At 70.9% G+C, this 15,363-nt stretch carries 14 protein-coding genes; 7 read left to right on the forward strand and 7 right to left on the reverse strand.

What is annotated here, in order from left to right; translation table 11 throughout:
• The 4 genes from betA (at position 1) to DV20_RS19105 (ending at position 3,829) form a co-directional block, all read left to right on the forward strand.
• Complete coding sequence (betA, locus tag DV20_RS19090; RefSeq protein ID WP_043782094.1) at positions 1–1,659, forward strand: choline dehydrogenase; 1,659 nt, start codon at positions 1–3, stop codon at positions 1,657–1,659.
• 180 nt (positions 1,660–1,839) lie between these two features.
• On the forward strand, positions 1,840–2,160 hold the full coding sequence (locus DV20_RS19095) for a bifunctional 3-phenylpropionate/cinnamic acid dioxygenase ferredoxin subunit (protein ID WP_043782095.1): 321 nt from the start codon (positions 1,840–1,842) through the stop codon (positions 2,158–2,160).
• Complete coding sequence (locus DV20_RS19100) at positions 2,157–3,290, forward strand: NAD(P)/FAD-dependent oxidoreductase (protein ID WP_043782098.1); 1,134 nt, start codon at positions 2,157–2,159, stop codon at positions 3,288–3,290. Before DV20_RS19095 ends, DV20_RS19100 begins: the two co-directional genes overlap by 4 nt.
• Positions 3,291–3,328: 38 nt before the next feature.
• On the forward strand, positions 3,329–3,829 hold the full coding sequence (locus DV20_RS19105) for a putative immunity protein (RefSeq protein WP_043782101.1): 501 nt from the start codon (positions 3,329–3,331) through the stop codon (positions 3,827–3,829).
• Positions 3,830–3,973: 144 nt separating this feature from the next.
• On the opposite strand, the gene DV20_RS19110 is transcribed toward DV20_RS19105, so the two are convergent.
• The 5 genes from DV20_RS19110 to pdhA are packed head-to-tail and all read right to left on the reverse strand — an operon-like array spanning position 3,974 to position 8,810.
• On the reverse strand, positions 3,974–4,951 hold the full coding sequence (locus DV20_RS19110) for a hypothetical protein (RefSeq protein WP_043782103.1): 978 nt from the start codon (positions 4,949–4,951) through the stop codon (positions 3,974–3,976).
• Positions 4,948–5,496 (reverse strand): hypothetical protein, encoded by a 549-nt coding sequence (locus DV20_RS19115; RefSeq protein ID WP_043782106.1) that lies wholly within the window; start codon positions 5,494–5,496, stop codon positions 4,948–4,950. Before DV20_RS19115 ends, DV20_RS19110 begins: the two co-directional genes overlap by 4 nt.
• Before the next feature lie 56 nt (positions 5,497–5,552).
• A complete protein-coding gene (locus DV20_RS19120; protein WP_043782108.1) occupies positions 5,553–6,746 on the reverse strand; it encodes a dihydrolipoamide acetyltransferase family protein in 1,194 nt (397 codons plus the stop codon).
• The gene (locus DV20_RS19125; protein ID WP_043782110.1) at positions 6,739–7,734 is read right to left on the reverse strand and encodes an alpha-ketoacid dehydrogenase subunit beta; all 996 of its coding nucleotides are present in this window, start codon (positions 7,732–7,734) and stop codon (positions 6,739–6,741) included. The genes DV20_RS19120 and DV20_RS19125 overlap by 8 nt, the downstream gene beginning before the upstream one ends.
• Entirely contained in the window at positions 7,734–8,810 is a 1,077-nt protein-coding gene (pdhA, locus tag DV20_RS19130) for a pyruvate dehydrogenase (acetyl-transferring) E1 component subunit alpha (RefSeq protein WP_043782112.1), read from the reverse strand. Before pdhA ends, DV20_RS19125 begins: the two co-directional genes overlap by 1 nt.
• Before the next feature lie 134 nt (positions 8,811–8,944).
• Here pdhA and DV20_RS19135 point away from each other — a divergent pair, with 134 nt between their 5' ends.
• Positions 8,945–9,421 (forward strand): Lrp/AsnC family transcriptional regulator, encoded by a 477-nt coding sequence (locus tag DV20_RS19135; RefSeq protein ID WP_084093564.1) that lies wholly within the window; start codon positions 8,945–8,947, stop codon positions 9,419–9,421.
• 13 nt (positions 9,422–9,434) lie between these two features.
• Here the strand turns inward: DV20_RS19135 and DV20_RS19140 are convergent, their stop codons facing one another.
• Complete coding sequence (locus tag DV20_RS19140) at positions 9,435–9,644, reverse strand: hypothetical protein (protein WP_043782116.1); 210 nt, start codon at positions 9,642–9,644, stop codon at positions 9,435–9,437.
• A gap of 306 nt (positions 9,645–9,950) precedes the next feature.
• Here DV20_RS19140 and DV20_RS19145 point away from each other — a divergent pair, with 306 nt between their 5' ends.
• Positions 9,951–12,542, forward strand: coding sequence for a glycoside hydrolase family 3 protein (locus DV20_RS19145; RefSeq protein ID WP_043782118.1), 2,592 nt, complete (start codon positions 9,951–9,953; stop codon positions 12,540–12,542).
• A gap of 45 nt (positions 12,543–12,587) precedes the next feature.
• On the opposite strand, the gene DV20_RS19150 is transcribed toward DV20_RS19145, so the two are convergent.
• Positions 12,588–13,301 carry a hypothetical protein gene (locus DV20_RS19150; RefSeq protein ID WP_152603737.1) on the reverse strand — a complete coding sequence of 238 codons (714 nt, stop codon included), beginning with the start codon at positions 13,299–13,301 and terminating at the stop codon, positions 12,588–12,590.
• Positions 13,302–13,735: 434 nt separating this feature from the next.
• On the opposite strand from DV20_RS19150, the gene DV20_RS19155 reads away from it, so the two are divergent.
• Complete coding sequence (locus DV20_RS19155; RefSeq protein WP_043782123.1) at positions 13,736–15,361, forward strand: DUF885 domain-containing protein; 1,626 nt, start codon at positions 13,736–13,738, stop codon at positions 15,359–15,361.
• Positions 15,362–15,363 lie beyond the last annotated feature (2 nt).

A 15,363-nucleotide genomic window follows, 5' to 3' on the forward strand; every position in this document is an offset into this window, starting at 1 on the left:
ATGAGTACCGAAACCTACGACTTCGTCATCGTCGGCGGTGGCTCGGCGGGCTGCGCGCTGGCGAACCGGCTCTCGGCCGACCCGTCGAACAAGGTCCTCGTCCTGGAGGCGGGCCGGTCGGACTTCAAGTGGGACGTCTTCATCCACATGCCGGCCGCGCTGACCTTCCCGATCGGGTCGAAGTTCTACGACTGGGGCTACCGCAGCGAACCCGAGCCGCACATGAACCGGCGTCGCATCTACCACGCGCGCGGCAAGGTGCTCGGCGGCTCGTCCAGCATCAACGGGATGATCTTCCAGCGCGGCAACCCGATGGACTACGAGCGCTGGGCGAGCGATCCCGGGATGTCCACTTGGGACTACGCGCACTGCCTGCCGTACTTCAACCGCATGGAGAACTGCCTGGCCGACGCGCCGGACGGCCAGTGGCGTGGCCACGACGGGCCGCTGGAGCTGGAGCGCGGACCGGCGTCGAACCCCCTGTTCACCGCCTTCTTCGACGCCGCCGAGCAGGCGGGCTACCCGCGCACCGACGACGTCAACGGCTACCGGCAGGAAGGGTTCGCGGCGTTCGACCGGAACGTCCGGAAAGGACGGCGGCTGTCCGCCGCCGGCGCGTACCTGCACCCGGTAATGGATCGGCCCAACCTCACGGTGAAGACCCGCGCGTTCGTGTCGCAGATCCTCTTCGACGGCACGCGCGCGGTCGGCGTCGAGTACTCGCAGGGCCGGGGCGTGCCCGGTGAGGTGTACGGCAAGGAGATCATCCTCTGCGGCGGCGCGATCAACACCCCGCAGCTGCTGCAGCTGTCCGGGGTCGGGAACGCCGCGGAGCTGGAGAAGCTCGGCATCGACGTCGTGAAGGACCTGCCGGGCGTCGGCGAGAACCTGCAGGACCACCTGGAGGTGTACATCCAGTACGCCTGCAAGCAGCCGGTGTCGATGCAGCCGTCGCTGGCGAAGTGGAAGCGGCCCTACATCGGCGCGCAGTGGCTGTTCCTGCGCTCCGGGCCGGCCGCCACCAACCACTTCGAAGGCGGTGGGTTCGTCCGGTCCAACGACGAGGTGAAGTACCCGAACCTGATGTTCCACTTCCTGCCGGTGGCGATCCGCTACGACGGTTCGGCGCCCACGGAAGGGCACGGCTACCAGGTGCACGTCGGCCCGATGTACGCCGACACCCGCGGCTCGGTGAAGATCAAGTCCAGCGACCCGCGGGAGCACCCGGCGATCAGGTTCAACTACCTGTCGACCGAAAACGACCGCCGCGAATGGGTCGAAGCGGTGCGGGTGGCGCGGAAGATCCTCAACCAGCCCGCGCTGGACCCGTACAACGGCGGGGAGATCTCGCCGGGGCCCCGGGTGGAGACGGACCAGGAGATCCTCGACTGGGTGGCGAAGGACGCCGAAACGGCGCTGCACCCGTCGTGCACCACGAAAATGGGCGTGGACGACATGTCCGTCGTCGACCCGCAGAGCATGCGGGTGCACGGCACCGAAGGCCTGCGCGTGGTCGACGCGTCGGTGATGCCCTACATCACCAACGGCAACATCTACGCCCCGGTGATGATGACCGCCGAGAAGGCCGCCGACCTGATCCTCGGCAACACCCCGCTCGACCCGATCAAGCTGCCGTTCTACCGGCACGGGGAAAACTAGCCTCCGGCGTCGCAGGCCCGTACCGCCATCCCCGGTACGGGCCTGCGGCGCGCCCGGAATACCCGTTACCCGGTAACGGAAACTACCCGGGCGTACCCCCTTGACGCGGGTGTGCGCCGGACTCAGACTTGTTGCGTATCGCAGTTGATGTTCCCCAATGCGCAACTTTTCGGAGGCGTCATGATTCGCGCGTGCACGGTGGACGAGCTGCCCCCCGGTGAGTCGGTCCGCATCCCCGGGCCGCCCGCCATCGCGGTGTTCCGCACCGAGGAGGGCGAGCTGTACGCCATCGGCGACACGTGCACCCACCAGGACGCCTCCCTGGCCGACGGCTGGCTCGAAGGCTGCTTCGTCGAGTGCCCGCTGCACGCGGCGCGGTTCGACCTGCGCACGGGCATGCCGACCTGCCTGCCGGCGAAGGACCCGGTGCGCACGTACACCGTGGTCGTCGACGAAGGCGTCGTCTACGTCGAGGGCGCCGCCGACGAGGACGCCGCGTGAAGCGCATCGCGGTCGTCGGCGCTTCGCTCGCCGGGGTCCGCGCCGCGCAGGAGCTGCGCGCGCAGGGGTACGACGGCGGGATCGTGCTCATCGGTTCGGAGACGCACCTGCCGTACGACCGGCCCCCGCTGTCCAAGGGCTTCCTCGCCGGGACGGCGTCGCGGGAGTCGCTGGAGCTGCTCGACGCGGGCGACCTGGCGTCACTGGCCCTGGACTTCCGGCTCGGCGTCCAGGCCACGGCGCTGGAACCGGCCAACCGGCGCGTGCTCCTGTCGGACGGCACCTCGGTGCACGCGGACGGCGTCGTGATCGCCACCGGCGGCCGGGTGCGGACCCTGCCGGGCTTCGAGGCGGCCCACACACTGCGGACGGTCGACGACGCACTGGCTTTGCGCGCGGCTTTGGTCCCCGGAGCCCGCGTGGTCGTCGTCGGGGCCGGGTTCATCGGGGCCGAGGTGGCCTCGACCTGCCGTTCCCTGGGCCTCGACGTGGTCGTCCTGGAAGCCCTGGACGCTCCGCTCGCGCCGGTGCTGGGCCCTTCGCTGGCCGCGGTCTGCGCCCGGCTGCACCTCGACCACGGCACGGACCTGCGTTGCGGCGTCGCGGTGACGGGCCTGGACGCGGCGGGCGTCCACCTCGCCGACGGTTCGCTCGTCCCGGCCGACGTGGTCGTCACGGGTGTCGGGATGACCCCGGCGACGGAGTGGCTGGCGGGTTCGGGTTTGAAGGTCGGCGACGGCGTCCACACGGACGCCGGGCTGGTCACGTCGCTGCCTCAGGTGGTGGCCGTCGGCGATGTGGCCCGCTACGGGGGACGGCGGTACGAGCACTGGACGAACGCGTCGGAGCAGGCGCCGGTCGCGGTGGCGAACCTGCTGGCCGGGCACACCGCGCGGACGTACACGCCCAGTGGCTACGTCTGGTCCGACCAGTACGGCGGCACCTTGCAGCTGGCCGGCCACCCGCGCCCGGACGACACGCTGTCGTTCGTGGACGGCGACCCGTCGTCGGCTTCGTTCGTGGCGACCTGGCAGCGCGACGGTTCCACCGTCGGAGTCTTCGCGTTGAACAACGCGAAGCTGTTCAACCGCCTGCGCCGGCAGGCCCTGCGCCGCCCGGCGACCGTCTGAAAGCCTCAACCGGCGGTTCAAAGATACGCTTCAGGCACATGGAGCTGGCTCTCGACGAACTCCGGGCCCTGACGGGCTGGGCCGCCGGCTGCGCCGCCCGGGTCCTGCCGCTGGTCCCGGACGACCCCCGCCCGGCCGCGGCGATCTCCGCGGCGCGCGAGTTCGCGTCCGGCGGCCCGCGCACCAAGGCCCTGCGCACGGCGGCGTGGGCCGCGCTGGCGGCGGCGGGCGAGGCCACCGACCCGGCCGCCTCGGCGGCGGCCCGCGCGGCGGCCGGGGCCGCCGGAGCGGCGTACCTCCACCCCCTGGAGTCACCGCACCAGGTGAAGCACATCGTCGGCCCGGCCCAGCAGGCCGCGCTGGCGCGCGAACTGGCGGGCGGTTCCGCGGAGACCGAGATCGAGTGGGCCCTCACCCACGCCCCACCGCAGGTGCGCGAAACCCTCCGGAAGTTCCCCCCGGGCCAACCGGGCAAAACCCGCCTCGGCGACCTCCACCACCGGCTGGAGTCCGCCCTACGCAAGGGGCACCTCACGTGATTGAGCAGGCATCTCGCGTGACTGAGCAGGCATCTCACGTGATTGGAGGGGCATCACGAGTCATGCCCATCCAATCACGAGTCATGCCCATCCAATCACGGGTCATGCCCCTCTGATCACGGGTGATGCCTGGCGGGTCACGGGCTAGAGGGCGAGGGTGTCCAGGTCGGACTCCAGGCGGGCCCGCCAGGTCCAGCGGCGTTCCGTCTTGTCCGCGCCTTCGGCGGCCGGGGGGCCCAGCGGCAGGGCGGGATCCGTGACGCCGAACGTCACCCGGTACGCCAGGACCGACGCGGCGGTCCGGATCCACGCGTCCCCCGATGTCCCGGCCGGCGGGGCCAGCCCCAGCGCGTGCCCGAACCAGGCCGGCAGCAGGGCGTTCGAGCCCAGCGCGTCCGTGATGCGGGCCCGGAGGCGGACCTGCAGGTCGTGCCACGCGCGCTCGGCCCGCTCCAGCTGGGGGACCACGCGCGCCTGGACCGCGTCCGCCTCCCGCAGCGCGAGGCGAGCCTGGTCCGCCGCCGCGACAGCCGCCGGGATCTCCTCGTCCAGCAGCGTCCGGCGCCGCGTCGACAAGGCCCGCAACGACGACTCCGCGTCCCCTCGGGCGCGGGACGCCCGGTCCGTCGACGCCAGGACGCGCACGACCTCCAGCAGGTCGGCGTCGCACCGGGACAACGCCGAGCGCACCGAGTCCAGGTGCGCGATCTCCTCCGCGTACCGCGCGCGCTGCTCCTTCGTCACCAGCTCCTGGTGCAGGTCGTCCCAGCGCGCCGCCTCCGCCGCGAGCGCCCGCGTCTCCGGGCCGACGTCGTCAAGGTCCACCTGCGGGACGCCGTCGGAAACGCGGACCGCGCGCTCCAGGGCCTGGACCTGCTGCTGCAGCCGGTCCAGCCGCCGGCCGAGCAGGTCGAGCCGGTCCTGCGCGCCGCCGGTTTCCAGCCGCTCGGTCAGGTCGGCGACGTCCTGGCGCAGGCGGTCGTCGGTCTCCTCGACGGCCGCGCGCAGCCCGTCGACCGCCGCGAACAGCTCGTCGAGGTCGCGCCGGGTCGTGTCCACCGGCTCGGGGTACTCCCGTGTGAACTCCGGATCGTCGCCGTAGGTGGCGTAGCCGTGGCTCACGGGATCCGGCTTTCCCGCCACAGCAGCGTGGTCGTGCCCACGACGCCCAGCGCCGTCAGGATCGTGCACACCATGGCCCCGGACCACGGGATCAGCGCGAGAGCCAGCGCCAACGCCGTGATGGTGCCCGCCGACGCCGCCCGCCGGCGCTCGCGGATCACGGCCGCGGCCCGGCGGACCGGGGCGAAGCCGACCCACAGGCCCGCGCCGAACAGCGGCACCAGCAAGAGCAGCCAGACCGGCGAAAGCACCTCGAACAACACCAGCGCCGCGGCGACCAGCGGCACCAGCACGGGCGCGGCCGCGAACCAGACGACCGCGCGCTGCGTCGCCGCGTGCCGGGACTCGAGCTCCGCGTCGGCGAGCCGCCGCCGGGCCTCTTCGAACGCCAGCTCGGCGTCGAGCAGCCGGTGGGCCGTCGCCACGAGCTCGTCCATCGCCTCGACGTCCCCGGGCGGGGTCGCGAGCCCGTCCCGCAGGTCCTGCTTGAGCCGGGCGACGCGCCCCTCCGCGAGGTCGCGGTCGTGCTGGGCCGGTGTCGTCACGCGACCACTTTAGGTGCCACCACCGTCACCACCGGCCCCCTGCGGCCGGTGAGTCGTCAGAGGTCGCCGAGGGCGGTGACCGGCGACTCCACGCAGTCGGCGACGAACCGCAGGAACCCGCCCGCCGTGCCGCCGTCGCAGACGCGGTGGTCGAACGCCAGCGTCAGCTCGCAGATCTTCCGGGCCACCAGCGCCCCGTCGACCACCCATGGCCGGTCGATGATCCGGCCGATGCCGAGGATGGCCGCCTGGGGGTGGTTGATGATCGCGGCCGAGCCGTCGACACCGAAGACGCCGTAGTTGTTGACGGTGAAGGTACCGCCGGTGAGCTCCGCGGGCGCGAGCTTGCCCTCCCGGGCGGTGCGGGCGCGCTCGCCGATCGCCGCCGACAGCTCGCGCGTGGACAGCTCGTCCGCGTCCCGCACCACCGGCACGACCAGGCCGCGGTCGGTCTGCGCGGCGAACCCGAGGTGGATCTTGTCAAGCAGCACGATCTCGTCGCCCTCGACGCGCGAGTTCAGCTCCGGGTACCTGCGCAGCCCCGCGACGGCGAACCGCGCGATCAGGCCGAGCAGGCTGACCGGCCGGTCCGTCTTGGCGTTCAGCGCGGCGCGCGCGGCCACCAGCTCCGTCGCGTCGACGTCCACCCACACGGTCGCCTCGGGAATCTCCCGCCGCGAGGTCGTCAGCTTGTCGGCGACGGCTTTGCGCACGCCGGTCAGGGGGATGCGCTTGCCGTTCGCGACGGGCTTCTTCAGCACCGCTTCGACGTCGGCGCGGCGGATGATCCCGTCCGGACCGCTCGGGGCGATCTTCGCCAGGTCGATCCCGTTGTCCGCCGCCAGCTTCCGGACGAACGGCGAGATCACGCCGGGCGCCCGCGCCGGCCGGGCGGGTGCCGGGGCACTCACCGGGCGCCGCGCGCGCTTGCGCCGGGTGGCGGGCGCGGTGCCGTAGCCGATGAGGACGTTGCCGCTCCCGGCGGACGCGGCGGACACGGTGACGCCGGGTTCGGCGAACCCGCCGACGGTCAGCAGCGGCGCGCCGACCGGCAGCAGCTGCCCCGGCTCGCCGTGCAGCGCGGTCACCACACCGGCGAACGGCACCGGCACCTCGACCGCCGCCTTCGCCGTCTCGACCTCGACGACGACCTGGTCGACGTCGACGGTGTCGCCGACCTTGACCCGCCAGTCCACGATCGCCGCCTCGGTCAGGCCTTCGCCGAGGTCCGGCAGCAGGAAGTCAGGCACCGGCCACCACCGGCGTGTCGTCCCACTGCAGCCGCGCGATCGTGTCGAGGATCCGGTCGACGTCGGGCAGCTGGTAGCGCTCGAGCTTCGGCGCCGGGTACGGGATGTCGAGCCCGGTCACCCGCAGGACGGGCGCGTGCAGCTGGTGGAAGCACTGCTCGGTGACGCGCGCGACGACCTCGGCGCCGTAGCCGCCGAAGCCGGCGGCCTCGTGGACGACCACGGCCCGCCCGGTGCGGCGGACCGAAGCCGTGACGGTCTCGTCGTCGAACGGCGACAGCGACCGCAGGTCGACGACCTCGACGTCCCAGCCTTCGGCCTTCGCCGCTTCGGCGGTCTCCAGCGCGGTGGCGACCATCGGGCCGTACGCGATGAGCGTGACGTCCTTGCCGTGCCGGCGGACCACGGCCTGGTCCATCCCGGGACCGGTGCGGGTGAAGGTGACCTCTTCGCTCGACCAGTAGCGGCACTTCGGCTCGAGGAAGACCACCGGGTCCGGCGATTCGATGGCGTCGCGCAGCAGGTCGTAGGCGTCCTGCGCGGTCCCCGGCGTGACGACGCGCAGGCCCGGCGTGTGCGTGTAGTAGGCCTCGCTGGAGTCGCAGTGGTGCTCGACGCCGCCGATGCCGCCGGCGTAGGGCACGCGGATGACCATCGGCAGCGAAAGCGCCCCGCGGGTGCGGTTGCGCAGCTTCGCCACGTGCGAGGTGATCTGCTCGAACGCGGGGTAGGCGAAGGCGTCGAACTGCATCTCGACGACCGGCCGGAACCCGCCCATCGCCATCCCGACGGCGAACCCGACGATGCCGGATTCGGCGAGCGGGGTGTCGAAGCAGCGGTCCTCGCCGAAGTCGGCGGTGATGCCGTCGGTGACGCGGAAAACGCCGCCGAGCGTGCCGACGTCCTCGCCGAACACGAGGACGCGGTCGTCGTCCTTGAGAGCGTCGCGCAGGGCCGCGTTGAGGGCCTGCGCCATGGTGGTCGTCATCAGGCCTCCAGTTCGGCTTCGAGGGCGGCCCGCTGGGCGCGCAGCTGGCGGGTCGGTTCGGCGTAGACGTGGTCGAACAGCGACAGCGGGTCGAGCTCGGGCTCGGCGTTCAGGGTGTCGCGGACGGACTGGGCGAACACCTCGGCGTCGGCCGCGAACCGCTCGATTTCGGTGTCCCGCAGGAGGTTCTGGCCCTTGAGGAAGGTTTCGAGCCGCTTGAGCGGGTCCGCCTCGCGCCACTTCGCGACTTCTTCGGCGTCGCGGTAGCGGGTGGCGTCGTCGGCGTTGGTGTGCGCGTCGATGCGGTAGGTGTGCGCCTCGACGAGGACCGGTCCCTTGCCTTCGCGCGCGTGCTTCACGGCGTCGTCGAGGACGGCCAGCACGGCGACGGCGTCGTTGCCGTCGACCTGCTCCGAGCGCATGCCGTAGCCGATGCCCTTGTACGCCAGCGCTTCCGCGGCGCTCTGCTTCTCGAAGGGCACCGAGATGGCGAAGCGGTTGTTCTGCACGAAGAACACGACGGGCGCCTTGAAGACGGCGGCGAAGTTGAGCGCTTCGTGGAAGTCGCCTTCGCTGGTGGCGCCGTCCCCGATGAGCGCGAGCGCGACGGCGTCTTCGCCGCGTCGCTGCATCGCGTGCGCCAGCCCGGCGGCGTGCAGAGTCTGCGTCGCGAGCGGAGTGCACTGAGGCGCGACGCGCGTCTCGACCGGGTTGTAGCCGCAGTGGGCGTCGCCGCGAAGGAGCGTCAGCACTTCACCGGGCTTCAGGCCGCGGGCGACGAGGGCGACGGAGTCGCGGTAGGTCGGGAACAGCCAGTCCCGGGGGCCGAGGGCGAGCGCCGCGGCGACCTGGCAGGCCTCCTGGCCGGCGCTGGAGGGGTAGACGGCGAGGCGGCCCTGCTTGGTGAGCGCGGTCGCCTGCACGTCGAACCGGCGGCCCAGGACCATCAGCCGGTAGGCCTCCTTGAGCCGCTCCCCCGAGGGCTCGCCGTACCCGCCGTGCGCGTCGGCCCGGCTTCCGTCTTCGGCGACGAACCGCACGGGGGAAGCGGACGGCAGCAGGGTCTCAGCAGCCATGACACACACCACCTCTCCCAGACATATGATGCTGAAATGGTGGTTCTCGGCGGTGTTGTGTTCAAGGGCTGGCGAAAATGAGCGACAAACGGCCTTCCGAGCCGGGTCCGGTGGGCCAAACGTCCAGGGGTGTCCTGGCTCACGGGGCACTGCCGGGACGAACGGTCCCGGCACTGGACGACGTCGACCGGGCGATGCTGGCGGAGCTCTCGGCGGACGGCCGCCTGGCGGTGCGCGCGTTGGCGGAAAAACTCCACATCTCGCGGACGAACGCGTACGCACGCTTGGAGCGGCTGCTGGCCGAGGGGGTGATCACCGGCTTCGGCGCGCGGATCGATCCCCGGCGGGCGGGCCTGGGAACGTCGGCGTACATCATGGTGACGGTGGAGCAGACGTCCTGGCGCACGATGGCGACGGACCTGCACGAGATCCCGTACGTGGACCACGTGGCGCTGGTGGGCGGCGACTTCGACATCCTGCTGCTGGTCCGGACGCCGGACAACTCGACGCTGCGGGACGTGGTGCTGGAGCGGCTGCAGGCATTGGAGGGCGTGCGGTCGACGCGGACGTGGCTGATCTTCGAGGAGCTGCCGGGCTCGGTGCTGAGCTGACGCGGACGGGGGTTCATCGCCCTTTCAGCGCGTCCCAGCCTCGCCTGACCAGTAGTCCGACACCGGCGACGAGGACGATCGCCGCCGACAGCGCGGTCGCGAAGATCAGGGAGAACACGAGATCGCTGAGACCGAACGGCAAGGTCATCAGAAAACAGGTACCCCAGGTGATGGCGAGCGTGCCGGCCACGTCCGCGGCTCGCTTCACCAACGCACCGCCCACCTGAAGAACCTCCCCCCGTGCCGGGTCCCGGCCAGTGTTCCAGCTTACCCCGACAAACGGGCAGAACCTTTGCCCGGCAGTGCCCTTGACCGCAAGAGCGGCACCGGCTAAACGTGGCCGCGCCACCGAGCGACTCTTATTTTATGTCGAGAATTAACAGGCGCTCCAAACATTCGAAACCCTTGACTGCCTCCCGTCACCCGGTGAGGATCGGCCGGTCCGCCGTTCATCGCAGAATGGACCAGACCCATGGCCAGTAGATCCCGCGCGTGGTCTCGCGCGCGCCGAAGTTCGCTCGTCACGCTGATGAGCCTGAGCCTGCTGGGCGGGGTCGCCCAGGCGACGCCGGCCCAGGCCGCCGAGCCGCCGCAGCCCGTCATCGGGCAGCCCGCCAAGGACAAGGACGGCTGCGCCCGGATCGAGAAGAGCCTGCCGACCCTGGCGGACTGGCCGAAGGTCGACAGCCGGTTCAAGGGGAAGGCCGGCGACGAGCAGCGGATCGCCGAAATCCTCAAGGGCATGACGCTCGAGGAAAAAGTCGGGCAGATGACGCAGCCCGAGATCGCCGCCATCACCCCCGACGAGGTCCGCCAGTACGCCATCGGCTCGGTCCTCAACGGCGGCGGCTCGTGGCCGGGCGGGAAGAAGTACGCCACCCAGCAGGACTGGCTGAACCTCGCCGACTCCTACTGGAACGCCTCGAAGACCAGCCGCACGAAGATCCCCGTCATCTGGGGCATCGACGCCGTGCACGGCAACAACAACGTCTACGGCGCCACCGTCTTCCCGCACAACATCGGCCTCGGCGCCGCGCACGACCCCTGCCTGGTCCGCGACGTCGCCGGCGCCACCGCCCGGCAGATCCGCGCCACCGGCCAGGACTGGGCCTTCTCGCCCACCCTCGCCGTCGTCCAGGACGACCGCTGGGGCCGCACCTACGAAGGCTTCTCCGAGGACCCGCGCATCACGCGCTCCTACGGCTTCGAAGCCATCAACGGCCTCCAGGACGGCGCCACCAAGCGCATCGGCTACAACGGCGTGATCGCCACCGCCAAGCACTTCATCGGCGACGGCGGCACGATCAACGGCCAGGACCAGGGCGTCAACCCGTCCTCCGAAGCCGACATGATCAACATCCACGGCCAGGGCTACTACGGCGCGCTCGCCGCCGGCTCCCAGACCGTGATGGTGTCGTTCAACAGCTGGACCAACGCCGACCTCGGCATCAACGAGGGCAAGCTGCACGGCAGCGACAAGGCGCTGAACCAGATCCTCAAGGGCAAGATGGGCTTCGACGGCCTGGTCGTGTCCGACTGGAACGGCATCGGCCAGGTCACCGGCTGCACGAACTCCTCGTGCCCGCAGGCGATCAACGCCGGCATCGACATCGTGATGGTGCCGAACGACTGGAAGGCGTTCATCACCAACACCGTCGCCCAGGTGCAGAGCGGCCAGATCCCGATGGCGCGCATCGACGACGCCGTCACCCGCATCCTGCGCGTCAAGCTGCGTGACGGCCTGTTCGAGTCGCAGAAGCCGTCCGACCGCTCCTACGCCAACTCCGACGAGGCGCTGAAGGACAACTGGCTGGCCCGTGACGCCGTCCGCGAGTCGCAGACGCTGCTGAAGAACAACGGCAACGTGCTGCCGCTCAAGCCGTCCTCGAAGGTACTGGTCGTCGGCAAGAGCGCCGACAACATCACGAACCAGACCGGCGGCTGGACGCTGAGCTGGCAGGGCACCGGCAACACGAACGCCGACTTCCCCAACGCCACGTCGATCCTGACCGGCATCAAGCAGAACCTCGGCGACGCCAACGTCACCTTCGACGCCACCGGCAACGTCGACCCGAAGGGCTTCGACGCGGTCATCGCGGTCATCGGCGAGACGCCGTACGCCGAGGGTGTCGGCGACCTGACCCGCAAGTCGCTCGAAGCGGCGCGGCTCTACCCCGAGGACCTCGCCGTGCTGGACAAGGTCAGCGGCAAGGGCACCCCGGTCGTCACCGTGTACGTCGGCGGCCGCCCGCTGTACATGAACAAGGAGATCAACCGCTCCGACGCGTTCGTGGCCGCGTGGCTGCCGGGCACCGAGGGCGGCGGCGTCGCGGACATGCTGGTCAAGGGCAAGGACGGCACGGGCTACCAGGGCACGCTGAGCTACTCGTGGCCGAAGAGCGCGTGCCAGTCGCCGCTCAACCCGTGGTCGCCGAACTACGACCCGCTGTTCAAGCTGGGCTACGGCCTGAAGACCGGACAGCGCGTCACGGTGGGCCAGCTGGACGAGACGACCGGTCCGGCGTCGTGCACCTCGACCGGTGGCGGCGGAACGGCGACGGAGGACCTGTCGATCTTCGACCGCACCGACGTCCCGCCGTACATCAGCCAGATCGGCTCGGCGGAGAACTGGGGCGGCACGGTGATCGGCCCGGACGGCACGGCGGCCCACACGGAGATCAACGTGGTCCCGACGGACGTCAACGTGCAGGGCGACGGCCTCAAGGCCACCTGGACGGGCGCCGGCGCGGCCCAGCTGTACATGCAGAACCCGACGGGCACGAACGACCTGCGCGGCTACCTCAACGCGAACGCGGCGCTGGAGTTCGACACGACGGTGCAGCAGGCACCGGCCAACCGGACGGTGATCAGCATGCACTGCGTGTACCCGTGCTTCAGCGAGGTGAACGCGACCAAACTGTTCACGGACCTGGCGGGCGGCCCGAAGACGACGGTGAAGATCCCGGTGTCCTGCTTCGACAACGGGCTGGACTTCGAGCACATCAACACCCCGTTCCTGGTGTACACCGACGGCACGTTCCAGGCTTCGTTCGCCAACGTGCGGTGGGTACCGCAGGGAGCGAAGGATCCTGACGCGAGAACCTGTTCGAGCTTGACCTGACGGCGACCGGGCCGGGAGCGGATTCCGCTCCCGGCCCGGTTCGTTTCATCCGCTGCGCACCGACTGCGCGGCCACGTGCTCCACGCCTTTCTCGGCCAGCAGGGCCAGTGTCAACCTCCGCGCCCAGGCAACCGCCTTGTCGAGATCACCCGCTGCCCGGACGAGCCGCAACTGTTCGAGGCACCGGTCGACGCCCACCTCCGCACCCCCGCGAGGCGGCGCCGGCTCCGGCCTGACCTCGCCGGTGGCTCTGCGCTTGCGGCGCTCGACTGCGATCCGCCCCCAAGCGCGCATGATCTTGTCGACCTGGTCCATCCTCAGACCGCAACCGGTCAGGAACAGCAGGACCTGGTCGGGGTCTACGGGCAGTCCTTTCCTCGAGACCGACACCAGGTGGTAGGCGGAACTCCGGGCGATCGACGTCTTCGCCGCCACTTGGCCGGCGGTCAAGCCCGACCGCTTGAGCACCAGACGCAGCACGGCCAGGAACTCGTCGACCGTGGACAGTGTCAGTTCGTCGGCCGCCAGCGCCACCCTTGCCGAAACGCGGAACGTATCCGGACCGCGATCGTCGGGGAGTGGTGTGCCAGTAGGCGTGCCCAGGGCCTTTCGCCGCACCGGAGGACGGCTCCACCACCCTTGGTGATCCACCCGGAAGCTCATTCTCGGCGTCCGGCTCTCGGGTGCCCGGGCAACGGTCGAGTTGGTGAAGTCGGAGACATCGAAATCCCACGCCAGGCGTAAGGTGGCACTCGACACCGGGCGTTCCCCGCGACGCGGCACCGTACCGACGGGAACGCCCCGATATTCGAACTCCGGTCCGGCTCGACGCACGCATCGGCGGAGATTTGCGTCCAAAACACGCGAAGTGTCCAAAGAACCGTCCATACACAAAGGCCCCACGCCCACGTTTCTCCAGTTCAGCGCCCTCACAAGGGGACCAGAAATGGAATACTGGTACATACCAGAATTTGGCTCCGGCGGACGACCCCGAATAGGTTGCGAATGTGCGCGGGCAGCGTCGCGCACGGTTCCCGAACTCGAGATGGTGAAGTCGGAGCACGGAACCCGGATGAGCGCCGGTGGCACGGCGCCTCGTCGACGAGGTCTTGAAGGTTCTTCACGGGGCCTTCAAGACCAGCCGGTCTCACCGATCCGCTCCCGGCCCGGTTCGTTTCCGACACGATGACCGGATGACCTCCGAAGCGACCACCCTCGCCGACGAACTCCTGGACGTCCTCGGCGCCTTCTCCCCTCTCGAGGCGACCTTCGACGGCATTCCCGGGCACGACGCCGAGCTGCCCGATCCCAGCGAAGCCGGCCACGAACGGCTGCGCGCCCGGGCCGCCGGCATCCTCGACAGGGCCCGCGCCTCGGCGGATCCCGACCACGTGACCCTCGGAGTCGTCGTCCACCAGGCCGAAGCCGTGCTCGCCCGGATCGACGCCCGGCTCGTGGAGCACACCCTCGCCTTCCCGCTGAGCGCCGCCGGGGTCATGCACCTGGCCTTCCTGCCGCAGCTCGAGCCCGTCGGCGAGCGGGCCGAGGAGGATTTCCTGGCGCGGCTGGCCGGGTTTCCCGCCTTCTACGAAGCACTGGCCGAACGCCAGCGCGGCGGCCGGGCCCCGGTCGACCGGCTGGTGCACGACGCGCTCGGGATCCTGGACCGGTTCCTCGCGCAGGAGACGCCGTTCCCCCAGCAGCTGTCCGGTGGCCGCGGGGCGCGCCGGGACGAGCTGGTGACCGCGGTGGTGAAGCCCGCGGTGGCCCGCTACCGCGAGTTCCTCGCGACCGAAGTCGCCGGGCACGGCCGGGCCGACGACCAACCCGGGCTGTGCTGGCTCGAAGACGGCGAAGCGCACTACGCCGCCCTCGCGCACATGCACACGACCACCGGCCACACCCCCGAAGAGCTGCACCGGCTGGGGCTCGAAGCCCTGGCCGGGCTCGAGGCCGAGTACGCCGAGCTCGGCCGCCGGGTGTTCGGGCTGAGCGACCCGGCCGAGGTGCGCCGTCGGCTGCGCACCGACCCCGGCCTCCGCTGGCGCGACGCCGACGAAATGCTCGAAACCGCCCGGGACGCCGTCGCCCGCGCGACCGCCGCCGCGCCGGGCTGGTTCCCGAAGCTGCCCGGCGCCGAGTGCGTCGTGCGGGCGGTGCCGGACACCGAGGCGCCCGCCGCCGCGGCCGCGTACTACCTGCCGGCCGCCGTCGACGGCTCGCGGCCCGGGACCTATTTCACCAACACCCACGAAGTCCACACGCGCGACCGGTTCATCGCCGAGACCGTGGCCTTCCACGAAGCCGTGCCCGGCCACCACTTCGCGGAGTCGGTGGCCCAGGAGCTCACCGCTCTCCCCCTGCTCCGCCGGGTCGCCCAGATCACGGCCTTCAGCGAAGGCTGGGCGCTCTACACCGAGCGGCTGGCGGAGGAAATGGGCCTGTTCTCCGATGACCTGATGCGGCTCGGCATGGTGGCCGAGGACTCGGTCCGCGCGGCCCGGCTGGTCGTCGACACCGGCTTGCACGCCCTGCGCTGGACCCGGGAGCAGTGCGCCGGGTTCCTCCGCACGCACACCGTGCTGAGCGAGGTCGAGGTGCAGTCCGAGACGGACCGGTACATCGAGCAGCCCGGCCAGGCACTGGCCTACCTGACCGGACGGCTGGAGATCCGGCGCCTGCGCCGGTTCGCCGAGGAGACGCTCGGTGATTCCTTCGACATCAAGGACTTCCACGGCGTCGTGCTCGGCGGCGGGCAGCTGCCGCTGAAGGTGCTGGACGAAGTGGTGCGGGAGTGGGTCGCCCGTCCCAAGGTGTGAAG

The organism is Amycolatopsis rifamycinica, assembly GCF_000695625.1.
Classification (GTDB): domain Bacteria; phylum Actinomycetota; class Actinomycetes; order Mycobacteriales; family Pseudonocardiaceae; genus Amycolatopsis; species Amycolatopsis rifamycinica.

Excerpts from the sequence above, each read along its gene's own strand:
- betA (WP_043782094.1), top strand. The coding sequence starts at position 1 with ATGAGTACCGAAACCTACGACTTCGTCATCGTCGGCGGTGGCTCGGCG.
- DV20_RS19095 (WP_043782095.1), top strand. The coding sequence starts at position 1,840 with ATGATTCGCGCGTGCACGGTGGACGAGCTGCCCCCCGGTGAGTCGGTC.
- DV20_RS19105 (WP_043782101.1), top strand. The coding sequence starts at position 3,329 with ATGGAGCTGGCTCTCGACGAACTCCGGGCCCTGACGGGCTGGGCCGCC.
- DV20_RS19125 (WP_043782110.1), bottom strand. The coding sequence starts at position 7,734 with ATGACGACCACCATGGCGCAGGCCCTCAACGCGGCCCTGCGCGACGCT.
- pdhA (WP_043782112.1), bottom strand. The coding sequence starts at position 8,810 with ATGGCTGCTGAGACCCTGCTGCCGTCCGCTTCCCCCGTGCGGTTCGTC.
- DV20_RS19145 (WP_043782118.1), top strand. The coding sequence starts at position 9,951 with ATGAGCCTGAGCCTGCTGGGCGGGGTCGCCCAGGCGACGCCGGCCCAG.
- DV20_RS19155 (WP_043782123.1), top strand. The coding sequence starts at position 13,736 with ATGACCTCCGAAGCGACCACCCTCGCCGACGAACTCCTGGACGTCCTC.